Source organism: Caballeronia grimmiae, from assembly GCF_000698555.1.
Classification (GTDB): Bacteria; Pseudomonadota; Gammaproteobacteria; order Burkholderiales; family Burkholderiaceae; genus Caballeronia; species Caballeronia grimmiae.
The window spans coordinates 393,442-412,276 of sequence record NZ_JFHE01000002.1 but is presented as its reverse complement, the minus strand read 5'-3'; the positions used below and the strand labels follow the sequence as shown (position 1 = coordinate 412,276).

Sequence of the window (18,835 nt, the reverse complement as noted above, 5' to 3'; positions counted from 1 at the left end):
CGTCGTCTCCGCAAGGACTCACTGAACTGCGAATTCGAAAAAGTCAGATCCAGCCGGGGCGACCATTAAGCGATCGAGCTTATCGCCGCAATGCCTTGTCACGGGGTTTGCTGAACCCATTGGCGCCGCCAATCCGGCGCTTCAAAGGGATCCGAAAAATACTGCGTCTCGTGAATGACCTTGCCGTTGCGGAACTCCATAATGCTTACCGTGTAAGCCGGCCGCCCGTTATAGACGATGGAGTATTCGGTGACCCACAGATCACCCTCTCCCTGAATTCGCCTGACATCGAAACCAGCTGGCTTGGCTGGATGATGACTCCGCAGTGCCTGCAGGTTCATTCGCCCGAGAATCCGTTCACCTGACTGGGGATAGTCACAGATGGCGTCGTCATCGTAAATATCATGTTCTGCGTCGAGATCGCCGGCCGCCGATGCTTGCCAGTGCGCCTTCAGGGCTTCACGTACTTTCTCTTCCTGCATGGAGTGCCTCCGGATATCCACCCCTGCCATCGACTTTTTGGCGCGGGCGAGTTGTGCGTGGCCCATGCCTCACGGTCCCGCTGGTTGGACGGAGTCCCGCCCCTGTTTGTGAATCTGCCGCAGCGTCATGCCACTGGGGAACTTCAGATGCCGGAATCGGAATCCCTGTTATAGAGTTGCGTGAAGATGGTAACGGCTGCTGTGGCGTCACTTGCTGCCGACAACCGCTGCGCCGGACCGGTAGCGCAGCAAGTGATCGGTCCCCGACTCGGACAGCCAGACTTCTCCCGGCCGGCCCATCATCTGGCGTACGTTCGCGTGTGGGCGCGGCAGCGCAAACATCTCGAATCGCTCCGTTCGCGGGTCGAAGCGAACTAGCGCGTTAGTGCTCCATTCGCTGAGCCAGACAATGTCTTTGTCGTCGACGAATATCGCATACACATGGGGATCAGAGCCAGGCAGTTTCCATTCGCGCCACCGATACGCCGCGGGGTCGAACATCCCCACCTTTCCTGCGCTCCACTCGCTGATCCAGACGCGTCCTTTTGAATCGGACCACACCCGCCGCGCTCCCTGTTCCGGTGTTGGCGGCTCGATGACTTGCGCCGCGCCGCTCACCGGATCGATGCGGCCGAGGTAGCTGCCGGCCAGTGAAGCGAAGTACAAGCTGCCGTCAGGGGTGACACAGATTCCGTAAGCGCCCGGCCCGCGCGGCGCATTGAACACGCGCATGCTGCCGCTTCCCGGGTCGAGCTCACCGTAGATTCCCGCTTGTCCGGTAAACCACAGGTGCCCGCGTTTGTCGAAAACGGCCGTGTTCAGGTTGGCGTTCTGCCGGTCTTTCGGCAACGGGAAGCGCGTTACAGCGAGTGTCTTCGAATCGACGCGTACGATTGCGTTTATCCCGCCGTCGGTAATCCATGCAGCTCCATCGGGACCCACGATCACGCCGTGCGGCGCCGATCCGTCGCCTAGCGGGACCCGATCGATCTTGCCGGTGCGCGGGTCCAACCTTCCGACTGCGCCTTGCGCTTGCGCGGTGTACCAGACGGCGCCGCCAGGCTCTGGCGCTACATCGTGCGGTGCGCTGCCGGAGGGAACGGCAAACGAGTCGAACGATGCGGACTGCGCCTGTACTGAGCCTATCGCCAACATGGCGTCGACAAGAACCGACGCAAAGTTTCGGAAGAACCGGGAGGTGAAGATCCCGTTCGCCGTCGCCGAAGCCGTTGCATTTGCGATGTGGTCCACGTTCGCCTCCGTAACCAGAATGGCCTTGCCCACTGTTGTCAGCTTGCTGCGGCGCTAACCGGAAGAACTCTCGGGTGGGACGCAGACAAGGCGTGTTGCAGGCATTCATCTGCGATCACCAGGTTGTTCTATGGGCGCAATGATGCAACACGAATACCATTCTAGTTCGTGCGAGCCAAGACCCGGCCACGCGCGCGGTAGCCGTCTTGTAAAGGCGAATACACGAATCGGCCTTAGCGGAGGTTCGACCCGGTTCAGTAAGACGTCGGAAAACGTGCCGGCTTGCAGACGTTGACGGCAACCAGCATCGATTCTGAGCACACCTCCGTGCGGAGGCATCAAGACCCGCGAAGTACATGAACTCGATCAAATTGACGCACTTCGGGACAACGTGACCATTAATGCCGCCGCACTTTGGCTGTGCCGCGATTCAATAGCGATGTGCGCTAGCGCTCGCGGAAGACATCGATCGATGCTACTCAGCCTGCTTCAGAGTTTCATCGAATTTATGGCGCACGGTTGAAAGTGGGCGAGTGAACGCAGCGGTCAAGCGGTACACCGTGCATCTTGTGTCCCAAACCTGTCTTAGCGGCTGATGGTTCACCGATATATGTGAATGTCGGCGCAGCATCGAAAAGGTCTTGGGTCCAGTGATTGAAGCAATTTTCGTCGTCCGAATGCCGTCACGACAACGCCTGCCCGCTCGCTTGATACTGCGGAATGATCCAGCATCTGCCTGATGAAGCCTCACCAACGCTCCGGCCGAGCGTTCGCAACTGGCGACAGGGTAATGACAAAACACCTCATGCGGCGGATCACCGGCGCTGGGCGGTCGAGCCTCAACGTTGCATGAGAACCGGTCTAGGAAGATGACAAACTGACAGACTCCGCCTTCGTCGCGCGCAACGATCGTCACGGCCATCAGCGCAGATGCGTTTATCTGTACAGGCACTACACTTCAATCATCCGCTCGCGATCTCTCCGCAAGTCTTTCGCACGACGTAGCTCCGTGTCGACCTTTGCCACTCATGAGGGCAAGCCCATGTCCAAATCGATTCAAACCGCCGAACAGATTCGCGACGAAGCACAACGGCGCGTCGAGCAGCTTGGAACTGACGTTCCCGAACATCTGCGAGTCCGTGTGCCGCTGCCCGAGCGGCATCCGCCCGATGCCTCCGGCCGAAACTGGGACATGCTCGCGCTCAATGAAAGCGGAGCCGACTATCTTCGACAGGTGAGGCGTGTCATCGAGGACATGCGTACGGAGTTCGTCTTGCCGGATTGAGACGACGTGCGCAGGCCCGTGCGTTCGATGAATCGCACGCGGCGTCCCGGCTGACGTCGGCTAGCGTGTACAGAGACAAACGCTCGCGTGGCGAGGCTACGGGATCGTGATGCAACCGGAGCAGAACGATTCTGCGCATGGCGCGCGAAGGCCGGCGTACCGAATGCTACGCATGCGTTGACCGGGTTTCGTCCCGGGACCGCTAAGCCTGAGTGCCGAACCGAGGCCGATACGGTGCGTGACAGCCTCGAATGAAGCCGCGGCGTCATTCATCAAAAGATCGAAGCGCCGGCAATGCCCTTCGACCGTTAGCTACACATGTTGCAACACATACATTGGCGAGGCATACATGGTCAAGATCTATGGACGCATGCGGTCTGCGGAAGGCTATGCGATCCGCGATTTCCTGCATCGTTGCGACATACCCTTCGAGTGGGTCGAACTCAACAGCGATGAAGAGGCGGCGAAGCTGGCACACGTGCAGCATCTTGGCGACTCCCGCCTGCCGGTGTGCGAATTCAACGACGGCACGCGACTGGAATGTCCCACGATCCGGCAGATTACCGAAAAGCTCGGCTGGTTCCGCGGCCCGTCACGGTCGGAATACGATCTCGCGATCTATGGCGCGGGGCCGGCCGGTTTGAGCGCAGCGGTCTACGGTGCGTCCGAGGGACTGCGTACGGTGCTGGTCGAGCGCTGGGCCGTCGGCGGGCAGGCCGGCAGCACATCGAAGATCGAGAACTACCTGGGGTTTCCGGATGGAGTAAGCGGTACGGAGCTCGCGGAGCGGGCTCGCGATCAGGCAGTCCGTTTCGGCGCGGAAATCCTGCTGGCCCGTGCCGGCGTGCGCGCGGAATTCTCGACGGGCAACGGTATCGTCGATCTGGAAGACGGTTCGCGGATTATGGCGCGCACGTCGGTGTGCGCGACGGGTGTCGCCTACCGGCGGCTCGAGTTGCCAGATGAAGCGCGCTTCAGCGGCGCGGGTCTGTACTACGGCGCCGGTGCGAGCGAGGCGTCGCTGGTCCGCGGCGAACACGTGTACATCGTGGGCGGCGGCAATTCGGCCGGGCAGGCCGCGATGCATTTTTCACAGCACGGCAATCACGTCACGATGGTGGTGCGAGATACGTCGCTGAAAAGCACACTGTCGCAGTACCTGATCGACCGTATTTCGGCGGCGCCGAACATCGAAGTGCTGACCTGCACGACCGTTACCGCTTTGCACGGCGACGACGCGCTACGCGAAATTACGCTGACCGATCGCCGCAGCGGGCAAACGCGACGCGTGAAGACGAACTGGCTCTTCGTTTGCATCGGCGGCCTGCCGCAAACCGAATGGGCCAAAGAGGTGGGCGTGGTGCGTGATGAAGCCGGCTATCTCGTGACGGGCCCTGACCTGCACGACACGGACCAGAAGGTGCAATGGCCGCTGGATCGCGAGCCGCTGTACCTGGAAACCAGCATGCCCGGCGTGTTCGCCGCCGGCGATGTCCGCCACGGCTCGATTAAACGTGTAGCAGCCGCCGTCGGCGAAGGCGCCACGGCGGTGGCGCTCGTGCACCGCTATCTTAGCAGCGCATGATATGTTCACCTAAGTGAACTGCCGCCCGCTTGGCTCTTTAGCAATCTGATCACCAGGAGGTGACCATGACTCCCACCTGCACACATCTGAATGGAATCCGCGTACTTGAGACCACGAAGCATTATTGCGAGGACTGCGTGAAACTCGGCGACTCCTGGGTGCATCTGCGGCTCTGCATGTCGTGCGGTCATGTCGGGTGTTGCGACTCGTCACCTAATCGTCATGCCAGCGCGCATTTTCACGTGACCGGCCACCCACTGGTGCGTTCGATTGAACCGGGCGAATCGTGGATCTGGTGTTATCGCGACGAGGTGATCGCGGGAGAAGTGACACCGTAAGCGGGTACAGCCAGCGGGTACGACTGGCGGCGTTGAGTCCGCCGGCCGCACCCGTCGCTTTCCAGCCTCAGGCGGGGGCTGCAGCAGGTTTCTTGGCTTCTTTGGCAGTCTTCGATTCCTCAGCCTGCAGCTTCTTCACACGCACTGCCTTGTCGCCGGCATCCCAGCCGATTTCGACGGTATCGCCGCTGCGCACATCGCCTCTTAACAGCGCGTCGGCGAGTTCGGATTCCACTTCCAGACGAATCTTGCGCTTCAGCATCCGCGCGCCGAACTCGGGATCGTAGCCGACCGTGGCCAGATGATCGCGCAGTGCATCGTCGAACGACAGCTCGATATTTTGCAACGCCGCCGTGCGCTGTACGCGCTGAAGCTGCAGGTCGACGATTCGGCGAATCTGCTCCTTGCCCAGCGCATGGAACACCACCACTTCATCGACACGGTTGAGGAACTCCGGCTTGAAGTGATGCCGCAGGATTTCCATCAGCCGGTCGCGCAGCGCCGGATAGTCGAGCTGTTTCGAATCGGCCTTCATGTTGTCCTGAATCATCTGGGAGCCGATATTGCTGGTGGCGATGATGATGGTGTTGGTGAAATCCACGAGCCGTCCCTTGCCGTCCGTCAGACGCCCTTCGTCGAATAGCTGCAGCAGGATGTTATGCACTTCGGAGTGCGCCTTCTCGATCTCGTCGAGCAGCACGACACTGTACGGGTGACGCCGCACGCGCTCGGTCAACTGGCCGCCCTCTTCGTAACCGACATAGCCGGGAGGCGCGCCGACAAGACGGGCCACCGTATGGCGTTCCGAGTATTCGCTCATATCGATACGCACGAGCGCGTTCTCGTCGCCGAACACCGCGGCGGCGAGCGCCTTCGCGAGTTCCGTCTTGCCAACGCCTGTCGGTCCGAGAAAGAGGAAACTGGCGATCGGCTTGCCAGCTTCAGTCAATCCCGCGCGGGAGAGCCGCACGGCCTTCGACACGGCCGTTACGGCTTCTTCCTGACCGACAACGCGTTCCCTCAAACGGTCCTCCAGACGCAGCAGCTTTTCCCGATCCGCGGCCGTTAGCTCGGAGACCGGCACGCCGGTCAGCGAGGACACGATCTGCGCGATGTCTTCCGCCGTGACTTCCTGCGAACTGGTGCCGCGCTCCTTCTTCCAGGCGTCGGTCGACTCCTTCAGGCGAGCTTGCTCGGACGTGATCTTGTCCTGCAACTCCTTTGCCTTGTCGAACTGTTTGGCCGCACTCGCCGAGTCCTGCTCCTGTCGCAGCCGGCGAATAGTGCCCTCGATACCCTGCAGCGCCTGGGGCCGCGAGTTCGACGAGATGCGCACGCGTGCGGCGGCCTGGTCGAGCAGGTCGATGGCCTTGTCCGGCAGGAAGCGCGCGGCGATATAACGATCCGAGAGCTTCGCCGCGGCCGTGATCGCCTCTTCGGTGATCTTCACCTTGTGATGCGCCTCAAGCCGGTCGCGCAGGCCGCGCAGGATATCGATCGTGTCCTCGACGCTTGGCTCGGGCACATTCACCGGTTGGAAACGCCGTTCGAGCGCCGAATCCTTTTCGATATATTTCTGGTATTCATTGAGCGTGGTTGCGCCGATCAGATGCAGTTCCCCGCGTGCGAGAGCCGGCTTGAAGACGTTGCCGATATCGAGCCCGCCTTCGCCGCCGCCCTGGCCCGCGCCGACGATCGTATGAAGCTCGTCGATGAAAATGATGAGCCGATCCTGATTCGCGACGATCTCGTCTAGCACCTGCTTGACGCGCTCTTCGAATTCGCCGCGATACTTCGCGCCCGCCACCACGCTGTTGATGTTTAGTTCGAGCACGCGCTTGCCGCGCAGCACTTCGGGGATCTGATCCTGCGCGATGCGCTGCGCCAGACCTTCGACGATCGCCGTCTTGCCGACGCCCGGCTCGCCGATCAGCACCGGGTTGTTCTTGCGGCGCCGTGCGAGCACTTCGATGGTCGTTTCGATTTCCTTGTCGCGGCCGATCACCGGATCGAGCTTGCCGCGCTTTGCCAGTTCGCTCAGATCGCGTGCATATTTATCGAGCGTCGGGGTGGAGGAGCGGCCTTCGACGCTGCCTTCTTCCGCGCCCTGGCCCACCACCTTCACGGTCTTCTGACGCAGCGATTGCGACGTCAGGCCGAGCTTGCGTAGCAGTTCGCCAGCGAAGCCATCTTCTTCCTCGACGAGGCCAATTAGGATGTGTTCCGGTCCGACATAGCTATGGCCGAGCTCGCGCGACGCCACGAGTGCTTTTTCGAGCGCGCTCTTCGCGCGTGGCGACACGCCGATCCGAACCTCCTCGCCATCGGATTTGGCCGTACCACGCGGCGCGTCCCGTTCGATGGTGCGTTTGATTTCTTCGGCATCGAGCTTGAACTCTCGCAGGATTTCGCTGACCACGTTGTTATCGGGCAGCGCGAGCAGCAGATGTTCCGTGTCGACTTCGTTCTTGCCGAACTCGACGGCTTTCTGCGCGGCCGCCTGCAGCCGGTCGAGCCCGCTTTCGCTCAAAAAGCTTTGCAGGTCGACGGCCTCGCGCGCACGCCTGCGCCGGCGAGGGCGGGCGCCGCTGCCGTCTGGACCGCCCGCTGCTTCGGACTGATCGGATGGACCGGCCGAAGCCGTTGCGCGGCCAGGCGCGGAACGTCCTGCCCGCTCGAGGTCCGCGCCGTCATCGTCGAATGGCGACCATCCCTCGTCGAACAGGCGCTGAAACAGCCCGCCGTGGAAAAGCGACTCGAGCGGCGACAGGCTGCGCTGATGGCGTGCCATGAACTCCATGTGATGTTCGTCGCAAAGCATCAACTGACGGCGCTGGCCGTTCTCGGTGATCGTAATCTGTGTAGTCGCCGGTTTGCCGCAAACGATGCATTTGGCCATGATGTTCCTCTAGAGGTTCTGCCCACGCGCTGTGCGTTCACATGTGGGCGAATGGGCTGCCCTTATCCTGAATATCTCCGCCTCGCCGGCGGCTCAGGCCCGGCAGTTCGGCGACGATGCGCCACGCGTCGCCGTCGTCGATCACGTCGAGGCGCGGCGGAAAGCTGCTTGGTTTGAAGTTGCCGAGCCGGTTGCCGAGTAGTCCTGTTCCGCGGAAGGGATTGCGTATTTGATCGGCGGGAGCATGCAGAGTGTCAGGCTGCGGCCAGCGTGCCCTATCGAACGATGCCTGCCATGCGGTCACGGCCGCATCCCAACTGAACGATGCGGGGGCGTGCTGTAAGGCGGCAGGCGCGGCGTTCAGCTTCGCGCCCGCTTCCTCAGGGTCCAGAAGCATCGCTATGCTCCTTGTTTCGATGAGCCGCCGGAGCGGCCAGAAACGTCAGTGACTCGTGCGGCGGCGTTCGCGGCCGCTATCAGCTCTTGGCGTATTCGAACTCCGGCAGTTTCTTCAGCGCCTCCTTGTTTGCGCCGACCAGAATTGCCTTCGGCGCGATCTGCTTGAACTGTTGAATGGGGATGGCGACACGGTGCGCCGCCATCCCGAGAAAGCCGCCCACGTCGATGATCGCGACCGAAAGCGAGCCGTTGGGCGCGACAATCAGGTCGTCGACGCGGCCGATCTTCTCGTTCTTGTCGTTGTAGACATCGGCGTGGATCAACTTCGATGCTCGCCAGCCCGTTGCGACCAGTTGCGCTTCGGTGACGGTCACGCCGAGCGTCGCCTTGCCGGCGATGGGCGCATCCTGCGCGGTCACGCCGCTGGCCGCGAAGCCACCAGCAAATAGCACGAGCACGAGGGTCGACAGCCTTGCGGCCGATGCGAAGATAGTCGTCATGGCGTTTTCCAGAGTAACAACGGGATATGTGGACGCCGGGCGCAGGACGCGCTCAAGAAAGCAGCGGCGCTTCTAACTTGTCGCGAAGGTCGGCGCTCCGGAGGTTCCGTGCGCCGAGGACAAGGGCAGCATCGACAGCGCGCCGATGAAGACCAGCAGCTATTCCTTGCGGCCGCGCATCCTCAACTAACCTCCGGCGGTCAGACCCAGCCGGACGGTGACGACGGCAGCGTGAGACTACAAAACAGAGCGCGAGGGTCCGAGCGCTTCGTCCATCGTTGGGTTGCGCGTTCGAATCCCTGGCAGCCGACCATACGGAGTGCACAATGTGTGCGGCACCTTCGGTCAAGCTTATATCCGCGGGGTGCGCGCTTCTTCCAAGTTCCTGCGCTGCGGTGTCGGATTTCTGCGGTCGTTGGTCGCTCAGGGATCGAATGACGCGCATCATCAGACCGTCGGGCGGTAATGCGCAAGGCGGAACGCGCGGGGCGTGCAGCCTGAATATCGATGAAATACTTCGGTGAAGTGCTGCTGTGTCTGGAAGCCCGCGCGTGCTGCAACGTCGATGAGCGGGAGGCTCCCTTCCGAAAGCATCGATCGCGCTAGCTTCAACCTTTCGGTCGTCAGGTAGACGTGAGGAGGATGCCCCGTCGCGTTCTTGAAAGACCGCGCGAAATGCGAAGAGCTCATGTGCACGAGCGCAGCGAGGTGCTCGATCTGTATGCTTTCCGCGAGGTGCTCGTGTATGAAGCGTTCCACGACGCTTAGCTTTGCGTGGTTGAGAGTGGTACCCGTGTCGTGCGGATCGGCATGGCGTCCATATCGGCGCGCGAGATGCAGGGCAATCACGTCGCCGAACGCGGCGAGACACATGGGGTCCGGGCTCCTTCCCGAGTGCAACGCAGAAAGCGTGTTGGCCGCTTCGCGTAGGAAGGGGTCCCATGCCGTGAACCAGCACGGGATAACGCACCCCGCCATGCCGAGCGCCTTTCGAGCGGTTTCCATTAGTTGGGCCGCACTGAGCGCGACGACGAGTCCGCACGGATCGTCCTCGTTGTCGAGTCCGGTGCGAGCCCACGCCGGCACGATCGCGATGAACGGTGCAGTGACGCTTATGGATTCGCATGGACTTCCGCTGCCGCCGACGGCGCTCGCATGGGCAGTGGTTTGGTCCGCGGGGATGACACACAGGATGCATTGCGCCGACTCTTCGGCGCAGTCCGTGCAGGACGTACCGATCGAATGGCAGTGAAAACATTGCAAGTGCGGAGAACCGGGAGTTTGTCCCATGGTGTGCGTCACCTTACGATGCGGGAATCGAAGTCACGCGCCTCGAATTGTAGTGTTCTATTTTCGTCTATCCTAAGTTTCCTTTGTTATATGAATAGGGACGCGCGGCGTTTTCGGCGGTAGAGAAACCGACTCAAGATAAGTGCACGCAGGGGCGATCGAGAGAAAAGTTGCGGTTCATGATGGAACGCTTGCGTATACCTCATTGCTCCAGATCGTTCCGCACGAACGTCTCGATCAGCTTCAGTCTGTCCCATTCAATGCGTGCAGCAATCGGCTTGCCACCGGTTCAAAACCCCATATTTTTATATAGCGAGAACACGACACAGTGAAATGGCCCGCCCGATCCCGCGACCGTTCCACAATAGGCAGTTCAGTACACGTAGAAACGAGTGCCGTGAACGAGGTCACGCTTATTGGTATCGATCTGGGCAAGCATGTGTTTCATCTTCATGCGCAGCATACGAAGGGGCATGATGTGTTCCGCAAGCGCCTCGCGCGCCTGCAGTTTCTTTCGTTATTCAGCAATCCAAATCGAATAACTGTCGTTATGGAAGCGTGCGCGGGCTCGCACTGACTGGCAAGCAAACTCAGCGATGGCGCACGTTGTCAGGCAGATTTGACCGCAATAGGTGCGGCCTTTCGTGAAGGGCACAGGATTGATTGCATCGATGCCGAAGCGATTGTGAAGCCGCGTCCCGGCCCACGATGCGCTCCGTCAAACCTCGCACCGAGGCATAGCGACTTTCGCAGCGTAGGACAGGGCGTTGAGGGCCTCATAGCGAACGCACGGCCGCCATCAACTCCGCGTCCCACAACTGTTAGATCCGCGCGTAGATCGAACTGCCGATCGTCAACGTCGTCGCACCGGGGGACGCGAAACGGATGTCATAGAGGTCGCGTCCAAAATTGCCCGGTATTTTGACCGCCATGCCGCCTAGCGTATCGCTCACCGGCACGATCAGTTGATAGCGAAGATCTTCGTTCCCGTACAGCACATAGCCCGGAAGCTCCGCAAGCGTGGCAAAAAACCCAGGCGGATTGCCCAGCACGACAATGGGCACGGCGCTCGGCGAATCGTTGGTCAACGTCCATTGTGTGCCGACGCGTTGCTGCCAAACCGCGTCGAGCGCCGCCAGCGGTGCCAGTTGCTGACCGACCGGGAGCGTCAGGTACGCATAGCCCGCGCCCGGCGCGACGCGCTTCATCAGATAGCGATAGTTGAACGCATGTCCTTCGCTGTCGTTGCCGGACACGACGGTGAAGCGATACGAAGCCGTATCGGTATCGCTCCAGTACCAGCCGTCGCTGCGGTACTGGTACTTGCCTACTTCTGCCCAGCCTCGCGTATTCGCGGCCCACTGGTTGATCTGCAAACTACCGTCCGCATTGGCGAGCACCTGATATGGCGAATCGGAATTGCCGTAGATGCCCGCGCTGTTCGCGATACCCGGCCCCGATGCGGCCGGCGGCGCCGTGGTGCCGACTTTCGCCGGCAGCGACGAGATCGTGCCGTCTTCCTTCAACGCTGACAGCACCAGCGTTTCGGCAATTTGCCGAGCGTTATAGCCGGCGTTGCCAGTCACCAGCAGCGCGAACTGCGAGCCGGGTACGACAAAAAACTCAGTCGAATAAAACGCAGTGCCGCCGTCTTTCTCCCAACCCAGCACGCCTGCTGCGTTGAGCGCCGGCTGTACGACCGTGTCCCAGCCCAGACCCCAGCGCCATTCCGGCGACGGGTTGATCGTCAGGTTTTTGGTCTGATCCTCGCCCATCTGCGCGATGCCCGCTGCGGACACGATGCGCTGCCCTTCGAACACCCCTCCCCCATAAATCATCTGCGCGAGATTCATCATGTCGGCGGGCGTCGAACTCAGTCCGCCCGTCGCGTACGCATTGACGAATTCCTGACGCTGTACGCCGTCGACGTACGGCAGCGAGAACGACCCGCTGGCCGGCACGCTCGTCAGATAGCTGGAGTGGGTCATCTTCAGCGGCGCGAGAATCGCCGATTGGACGAAGTCCGCGAAGCTCTGGCCCGTCACGGCGAGGACAATCTGCTCGACCATCGTGAAGCCGTCGTTGCAATAAACCGCCAGTTCACCGGGCAGATGCTTCAGATGTGAGTTGGCGAGTTCGGCCTGCGTGTCGGCGGCGTAACCGGCGACCGGTTCAAACGTAAAGAGATTGCGCCCGTTCGTACCCGGCAGACCGGACGCATGCGACAGCAGATGACGCGTGGTGATCTGCGCGTATTCCGGCGACAGCATCGTGAACGTCGGCAGATATTTGACGATGGGTGTATCGAGCGTAATCAGCCCGCGATCCACGAGGATCATCGCCGCTAGCGCGGGAAACAGCTTGCTGACCGAGCCGATGTTAAAGCGCGTCTGCGGCGTCGCAGGGATTTTCCCCGGGACCGATGCCAGCCCGACCGCCTGCTGCCACACTATCGCATTGCCCTTGACCATCGCGACGGAGATCGCCGCGACGGGTTGCGACGGATCGCTGACTGCCTGCTGGATCAGCTGTTGACCGAGCGCGATGGTCTGCGGATAAGGCGTCGAATGCGTGTCGTCGTGCCCGCAACCGGGCAGCACCGCCGCCAGCATCCCGGCGCCGGTGTAGCCGAGAAACTGCCGCCGGTCTGCGCTGAAAAGCATCTCTTGATTGCGATCGCACTTGGCCACGGCATTCCCCTTCGTTATGGTTCGTGGGACTTGCGAGAAGCTCTGTTCGCTGATTTCGGCGCCGCCAGCGCGGTGGCAAATGGCCGCTTTGAGATTTGAGGTAGTGACCGGCGTTCTGCTTGCCGTCGATCCACTGTGCCCAAATTCATAGCCGTGCGATGTAACGCTGGTCGCGACCTGTCGGAATCCTACCAAGCTTTGACCCAAAATTGCGAGCTTAATGGCGGCAACGCGTGTGCGACGCAGCTTCAACGTCTTCGTGCATCATCGTGCCTATACGCATGGACACTCGGACGAAGCGTTATTTCAGACAAGTTCGGGAGCTGGAACCGCACGAATCGGCCCGCCGCACAGCGTGACGTCCACGCTCAAAGCATCGGCTCCCGCGCGAGCGCGCTCGTCTCGTCGAGACGATCTTCATGTCGATGCCGGAACGTCGGCGCCGATGCCTTCAGCAATCGGGTATAAGCGTGCCTCGGATGTGCGAACACTGTGTCCACGTCGCCCTCCTCCACGACGCGCCCGGATTTGAAGACGAGCACCCGATCGCACAGATGCCCCACGACATCGAGGTCATGCGAGATGAAAAGCAGCGCAGTCGAATGCCGCGCCTGCACGGACACCAGCAGATCGAGCACCTGAGCCTGAACGTAGACGTCCAGCGCTGAAACCGGCTCGTCGCAGACGATTAGCGCCGGCTCCGGCGCAAGCGCCCGCGCGATCGCCACGCGCTGCCGTTGCCCGCCGGAAAGCGACACGGGCCGCCGGTCCAGATACGCCGCGCCAAGGCCCACCTGTTCCAGCAATTCCACGCTGCGGTCGAGCACGTCCGCCCTGGAAAGACGCCGCGAATGCAGCCCTTCCGCGAGAAGTTCGCGCACGGCATGCCGCGGATCGAACGAACTCAGAGGGTCCTGCGGGATGTATTGCATGCGGGCGCGCAGCGCGCGACGCGACGACTCGGCGAGACCCGCGCCATTCCATTCGCTTCCCATGAAACGCACGGCGCCGCGATCCGGCGCGAGCAGCCCCAGCACGATATTTCCGCAGGTGCTTTTCCCTGATCCCGATTCGCCGATGATCCCCAGCACTTCGCCTTCGCGCACGCGAAACGACACGTCATCGAGCGCGGTGAAACGTTCGTCGCGCGCACCGCCGCGCCTCCTGTAGGTCTTGCCGATGCCCTCGACGTCGAGCACCACGCGATCCGACGAAGCCGCCCGCGCCGGCAGCGGATCGCGCACGATCGCCGGCATCGAGCCGCGCGCCGTCGACGCGATGCGGGCCGAACTCAGCCGATGCCCGCGCGACTCCAGCGATGGCTGCGCCGCCAGCAACTGCCGCGTGTAATCGTGCGACGGATGGTGCAGCACGTCGCGCGTCGCCCCGCTATCGACGACATGGCCGCCGTGCATGACGAGCACCCGATCCGCGATGCCCGCGACCACCGCGAGATCATGGCTGATGAGCAAGACGCCGACGCCCTGCGCGAGACGCTCGGCAAGCACCGCGAGCACTTGCGCCTGCACGGTGACATCGAGCGCCGTCGTCGGTTCATCGGCGATGACGAGCGCCGGGCCGGCCGCAATCGCCGACGCGATCAGCGCGCGCTGCCGCAAACCGCCCGAGAGTTCGTGCGCATACTGCCGGGCACGCATCGCCGGTTCCGGAATGCCGACATCGGTCATCACGTCATGCACCCGCGCACGGCGATCCGCCCGCGAGCGCAGCACCCGATGATGCGCCAGCACTTCGGCAATCTCCGCGCCGACCGTGCGCAGCGGATCGAGGGAGACGAGCGCGTCCTGCATCACCAATCCGGCAAACGGACCGCGCAAGCCACGCCAGTCGCGCTCGGTGAACGCGAGCGCATCGCGTCCGGCGATTTCGAAGCGCTGCGCACCGATTAGTGCGCCGCGACCCGCCAGGCCGAGCAGGCTGCGCGCCGTGAGACTCTTGCCGGAGCCGGATTCGCCGACGAGCGCGACGCATTCGCCGGGGCGAATCGTCAGATCGACGCCTTGCACGAGCGGCGCGCCGCCATTCGCATTGGCAAAACCAATCGACAGCCCGCGAATGTCGACGAGCAGCCGATCCTGAACCCACGCCTGCGACTTCATGCGCGCACCTCGAACTTGCGTTGCAGGAAGCGGCCGATGACCGCGAACGACAGGACGGTCAACGTGATCGCCATGCCCGGAAACACGCTCGGCCACCACGCGACGCGCAACACGTCGCGTCCCTCGGCGAGCATCACGCCCCATTCGGGCGTCGGCGGTTGCGGACCGAGGCCTAGAAAACTCAGGCCCGATACGGCGATGATCGCGCTGCCGATATCGATCGTCGCGATGACCGGCACCGCGACGAGCACGTTCGGCAGCACATGCCGGAAGAAAATCTGCGTGCGCGAGAGACCGAAGCTGACGGCGTGCGTCACGTAATCGGCGCGGCGCACGACCAGCGCCTGCGAGCGCAGCACGCGCCCGAACTTCGGGATGCCCGCGATACCGACGGCCACGGCAATATTGACGATTCCTTGCCCGAGAAACGTCACCACGAACAGCGACAGCAAGACCGGAGGAAACGCGGACAGCACGTCGAACACGCGCGACGCGGCTTCATCGGCGAGACGGTTCGACAAGCCCGCGAACAGTCCGACGACGAGCCCGATCGCGAGGCTCACGATCATGCTCGCCAGTCCGATCAGCAATGAATACCGCGCGCCGTAGATCACGCGAGAGAGCACGTCGCGCCCGATGCGATCGGTGCCGAACCAATGTTGCGAACCGGGCGGCTGAAGTGCGGCGGCGACATCGCTGACGAGCGGATCGAACGGCGTCACGATGCGCGGAAACGCCATTGCAATGGCAAGCGCGACGAGGAACGCTGCGGCGATCAGCACGCCCGCAGGCACGGGCACGCTCGCACGCGGGGCGAACGCGATACGGTCGACGGTACTCATTGGCTACGCAACCTCGGATCGATGAAGAGATAGGCGATGTCGAGCAACGTCGATACGACGACATGCACGAACGCCGCGAGCAACACGACAGCCAGCACCACCGGCACATCCTGCGAGGTCACCGCATTCAGCGTCACGCTGCCGATGCCCGCCCGGCCGAACATCTTCTCTGTGATGACCGCGCCGCCGAGCAGGCTGCCGATCAGCCAGCCGCCGAGCGTCACGACGGGCAGCAACGCATGGCGCAGGACATGACGCGCACGCAGTACGAGTTCGGATACGCCGCGTGCGCGAATCGTCGTGACAAACGGTTTCGCGAGCGCGACTTCGATGGATTCGCGCATGACTTGCGAGAGTATCCCGGCGGTCGGCAACGCCAGCGTCACGGCGGGCAGGACGAGCGCGCGCCAGCCGTTAGCGCCCGACACGGGAAAGATCCGCAATTCGAACGAGAACGCGATCAGCAGCAACATGCCGAGCCAGAAGACGGGTGTCGACGTGAACGTGAGTTCGATCAGCGATGCGCATCGCGCACCGAGCGCGCTCCACGCCCCACGCGTGCCATCGCCGCCCGCCGTGAGTGTCGCCACCAGAATCGCGAGCACCAGTGCGAGCGCGCCTGCGGACAACGCGAGCTGCATCGTCGGCCAAAGCTGGCTGCGAAGCACGTCGAGCACCGGCTGCTGCATCACGAAGGACGTCCCGAGGTCGCCATGCGCGAGCCGCAGCAGGAATTGCCCGTATTGCCACGGCAGACTGTGGTCCAGCCCCCACTGCGCGGCGATCGCCTCGCGCAAGCCGGGATACGCGAGATCGCCCGCCAGCACGTCTTCGATGCGGCCCGGCAACGCGTGAATCGCGACGAAGGCGACCGACGCTGCGAGCCACAACACGAGCAATCCCGTCAGCACGCGCGTCCCGATTTTTTTGCGCATCTCAGGCTCCCTGCTTGTCGATCCAGATGTCGTAGGCGCTCGCCGGGCCGTCGAGCTGCGGCTCGAACCCGACGCCATGCACGTTCGATTTCGACGCCAGGTGATACACCGGCGCGAAAAGCGGCACGATGAACGCCTGATCGACTGCGCGCTCCTGAATCTCGCCGAGCAGCTTGCGCCGTTCGTCGCCGATGGGCATCAGACGCGCGCGGTTGATATCGCCGGTGATCTTCTTGTCGGAACCGGGAATGGCGCTGTACAGGAAGCCCTTGTCGCCGAGCATGTCCCACAGTTCCATCGCGACATCGGACGGGTTGTCCGTGTTCGGATAGATGAACCACACGCCCGTCGCCTTTTGATTGGCGAAGTCGCCCGCAGTCGTGATGCGCAGATTCAAATCGAGGCCGATGTTCTGCCGCAGCGCCGACTGCACTGCCCGGATGAGCACGTCGCGGCTGTCGCGCACATAAGGCTGGGGGTATCCAACTTCGACCGTTAGTCGCTTTCCGTCCTTCGTACGGAATCCGTCCTTGTCGCGCGCGGTCCATCCGGCTTCGTCGAGCAGACGGTTCGCATCGGCGATCTTGTTGCCCCATGAACCCGCGAGCTGCTTCGCATAGTCCGGATTGTCCGGACCGATGTTCGACCACGCGCGCCGGACCGTGCCCAGATACACGCTCTTTACGATGGCGTCGAGATCGAAACCGTCGCGCAGCGCGCGCCGCACGCGAACGTCGTTGGCAGGCGGCACCGTGTAGTTGATGTTCAGCGTGAACGATGTGGTCGCGGACGGACCGTGCACGTACTGGAAGCCATCGACCTTGTCGAACACTGCGATGTCGGTCGGCTGAACGCCTTCGATCAAGTCGACCTGCCCCGAACTCAGCGCGCCCGTGCGCACGGCCGCCTCCGGCAAGAACCGATAAGTGACGCGATCGAGATACGCCGGCCCGCGATGCGCGGCGTTATCGGGCGCCCATTGATAATCCGGGTTGCGCTCGAACGTCGCCTGCTGTCCGCGCTGATACGACTTGAACACGAACGGCCCTGTTCCGACGATGCCGGGACCGCCGCCGCACAGATCCTTGTTCTCGGCGAGCGCCTTCGGTGAGATGAAGCCCAGCTTCACGCTCGACAGCGACTCGAGCGTCGTGGAGTCGGCCTGCTTCATCACGAGCTTGACGACATAAGGCGACACCACTTCGACGTGATCGAACGCGACGAGCAACGACGCCGAGGAGGACGTCGTGCTGACGTTGTTCAGGATGTAATCGAAGTTGGCCTTCACCGCGTCGCCATTGAAGGGCGTGCCGTCGGTGAACTTCACGTCGTCGCGCAGGGTGAAGGTGTAGCTCTTGCCATCGGCGGCAATGGTCCACGACTTCGCGAGCCACGGCGCATACGTGCCGTCGGTACGCTTGGAAATCAGCGAATCGATGTAATTTCGGATGACCCAGAAAGAATTCTGCTGCGATGAACGATGCGGATCGAAGCAGGCGGGTTCGGTCGTCACGCCCCAGGTGAGGTCTCCGCCGGCGACGGGTTGTTTCGCCGCCGCGCTTGTAGCCGTTGCGGACTCCGATTTGCTGCAAGCCGTGATCGCCGCGCTCAGTGCGATCGTCATGGATATGGTCAAAGCGCGCGCAAGCGCCGGTTGATTTACGTTCATCGAATTTGATTCCCCGGGCAGACAGAAGACGCGATGCGCCCGCGGCCCTGTCCGGCGCAGGAAGCACGATTCAGGCGGCATCGCGAGAGAGGGGAAAGCTTACGGTCCCATAACGTGCCAGGCAAACAAGCAAACTTCATAAACTTATCTTTGGCGACATTCCTAATATTCGCGCCGGATGCTCGCAAAGCGTAGCGGTCGTTTGGACTATCGATATGGGTATCTCGCGGTGTAATGGTTAGCGATCCGATATATCCATTTCATTGGCAAACACGGAAAATTCCTTCTGAACTCTCGTGCAATGGTTAGCTGTTTTTGTCGCTTTGCATTCGGACAAGAGCACGTCATCATGTTCGGCTCTCGTCGATCCAGGAAACATTCGTGCTGGCCGGATGCGCGCCCGGCCAACAAAAGGCAGCCGCGATAGCAAGCCCGAGGTCCGGTATTCGCACTTACATTGACAGTCCACCATGTGGCCAATTCATCCCCTTGGTACAGTACGACATCGAACCCATCCTTCTCGTGCTAAAGCGACAATGACAAGAAACGC

The 18,835-nt window shown here is 62.0% G+C and carries 15 protein-coding genes; 4 read left to right on the top strand and 11 right to left on the bottom strand.

Annotated features, from left to right (window positions below; all coding sequences use genetic code 11):
* Positions 1-98: 98 nt before the first annotated feature.
* Positions 99-482, bottom strand: coding sequence for a nuclear transport factor 2 family protein (locus BG57_RS04070; protein ID WP_035960475.1), 384 nt, complete (start codon positions 480-482; stop codon positions 99-101).
* Between the two features lie 207 nt (positions 483-689).
* Entirely contained in the window at positions 690-1,637 is a 948-nt protein-coding gene (locus BG57_RS04065) for a Vgb family protein (RefSeq protein ID WP_229753975.1), read from the bottom strand.
* Between the two features lie 1,138 nt (positions 1,638-2,775).
* Between BG57_RS04065 and BG57_RS04060 the strand changes: the two genes are divergently transcribed.
* The 3 genes from BG57_RS04060 to BG57_RS31415 all read left to right on the top strand — a co-directional run bounded on the left by BG57_RS04060 (position 2,776) and on the right by BG57_RS31415 (position 4,941).
* On the top strand, positions 2,776-3,018 hold the full coding sequence (locus BG57_RS04060) for a hypothetical protein (RefSeq protein ID WP_035960324.1): 243 nt from the start codon (positions 2,776-2,778) through the stop codon (positions 3,016-3,018).
* A gap of 349 nt (positions 3,019-3,367) precedes the next feature.
* Complete coding sequence (locus BG57_RS04055) at positions 3,368-4,603, top strand: NAD(P)/FAD-dependent oxidoreductase (protein ID WP_052005614.1); 1,236 nt, start codon at positions 3,368-3,370, stop codon at positions 4,601-4,603.
* Positions 4,604-4,668: 65 nt separating this feature from the next.
* Positions 4,669-4,941 (top strand): UBP-type zinc finger domain-containing protein, encoded by a 273-nt coding sequence (locus tag BG57_RS31415; RefSeq protein ID WP_075583084.1) that lies wholly within the window; start codon positions 4,669-4,671, stop codon positions 4,939-4,941.
* Positions 4,942-5,008: 67 nt separating this feature from the next.
* On the opposite strand, the gene BG57_RS04050 is transcribed toward BG57_RS31415, so the two are convergent.
* The 4 genes from BG57_RS04050 to BG57_RS33625 all read right to left on the bottom strand — a co-directional run bounded on the left by BG57_RS04050 (position 5,009) and on the right by BG57_RS33625 (position 9,456).
* Positions 5,009-7,840: an ATP-dependent Clp protease ATP-binding subunit gene (locus BG57_RS04050; RefSeq protein WP_035960323.1), complete on the bottom strand. Its 2,832-nt coding sequence runs from the start codon at positions 7,838-7,840 to the stop codon at positions 5,009-5,011.
* 37 nt (positions 7,841-7,877) lie between these two features.
* Positions 7,878-8,237, bottom strand: coding sequence for a hypothetical protein (locus BG57_RS04045; RefSeq protein WP_052005613.1), 360 nt, complete (start codon positions 8,235-8,237; stop codon positions 7,878-7,880).
* A gap of 79 nt (positions 8,238-8,316) precedes the next feature.
* The gene (locus BG57_RS04040; protein WP_035960322.1) at positions 8,317-8,739 is read right to left on the bottom strand and encodes a PRC-barrel domain-containing protein; all 423 of its coding nucleotides are present in this window, start codon (positions 8,737-8,739) and stop codon (positions 8,317-8,319) included.
* A 447-nt stretch (positions 8,740-9,186) separates the two neighbouring features.
* Positions 9,187-9,456, bottom strand: a complete 270-nt coding sequence (locus tag BG57_RS33625) for a helix-turn-helix transcriptional regulator (RefSeq protein WP_229753976.1) — start codon at positions 9,454-9,456, stop codon at positions 9,187-9,189.
* Positions 9,457-10,426: 970 nt separating this feature from the next.
* On the opposite strand from BG57_RS33625, the gene BG57_RS32420 reads away from it, so the two are divergent.
* Positions 10,427-10,606 carry a hypothetical protein gene (locus tag BG57_RS32420; protein ID WP_152562507.1) on the top strand — a complete coding sequence of 60 codons (180 nt, stop codon included), beginning with the start codon at positions 10,427-10,429 and terminating at the stop codon, positions 10,604-10,606.
* A gap of 244 nt (positions 10,607-10,850) precedes the next feature.
* On the opposite strand, the gene BG57_RS04030 is transcribed toward BG57_RS32420, so the two are convergent.
* The 5 genes from BG57_RS04030 to BG57_RS04010 form a co-directional block, all read right to left on the bottom strand.
* A complete protein-coding gene (locus BG57_RS04030) occupies positions 10,851-12,719 on the bottom strand; it encodes a serine hydrolase domain-containing protein (RefSeq protein WP_035960320.1) in 1,869 nt (622 codons plus the stop codon).
* A 368-nt stretch (positions 12,720-13,087) separates the two neighbouring features.
* Positions 13,088-14,839, bottom strand: a complete 1,752-nt coding sequence (gene nikE, locus BG57_RS04025; protein ID WP_035960319.1) for a nickel ABC transporter ATP-binding protein NikE — start codon at positions 14,837-14,839, stop codon at positions 13,088-13,090.
* Positions 14,836-15,681: an ABC transporter permease gene (locus BG57_RS04020; protein WP_035960317.1), complete on the bottom strand. Its 846-nt coding sequence runs from the start codon at positions 15,679-15,681 to the stop codon at positions 14,836-14,838. The genes nikE and BG57_RS04020 overlap by 4 nt, the downstream gene beginning before the upstream one ends.
* On the bottom strand, positions 15,678-16,616 hold the full coding sequence (locus tag BG57_RS04015) for an ABC transporter permease (RefSeq protein ID WP_035960316.1): 939 nt from the start codon (positions 16,614-16,616) through the stop codon (positions 15,678-15,680). Before BG57_RS04015 ends, BG57_RS04020 begins: the two co-directional genes overlap by 4 nt.
* A 1-nt stretch (position 16,617) precedes the next feature.
* Positions 16,618-18,240 carry an ABC transporter substrate-binding protein gene (locus BG57_RS04010; protein WP_035960472.1) on the bottom strand — a complete coding sequence of 541 codons (1,623 nt, stop codon included), beginning with the start codon at positions 18,238-18,240 and terminating at the stop codon, positions 16,618-16,620.
* Positions 18,241-18,835 lie beyond the last annotated feature (595 nt).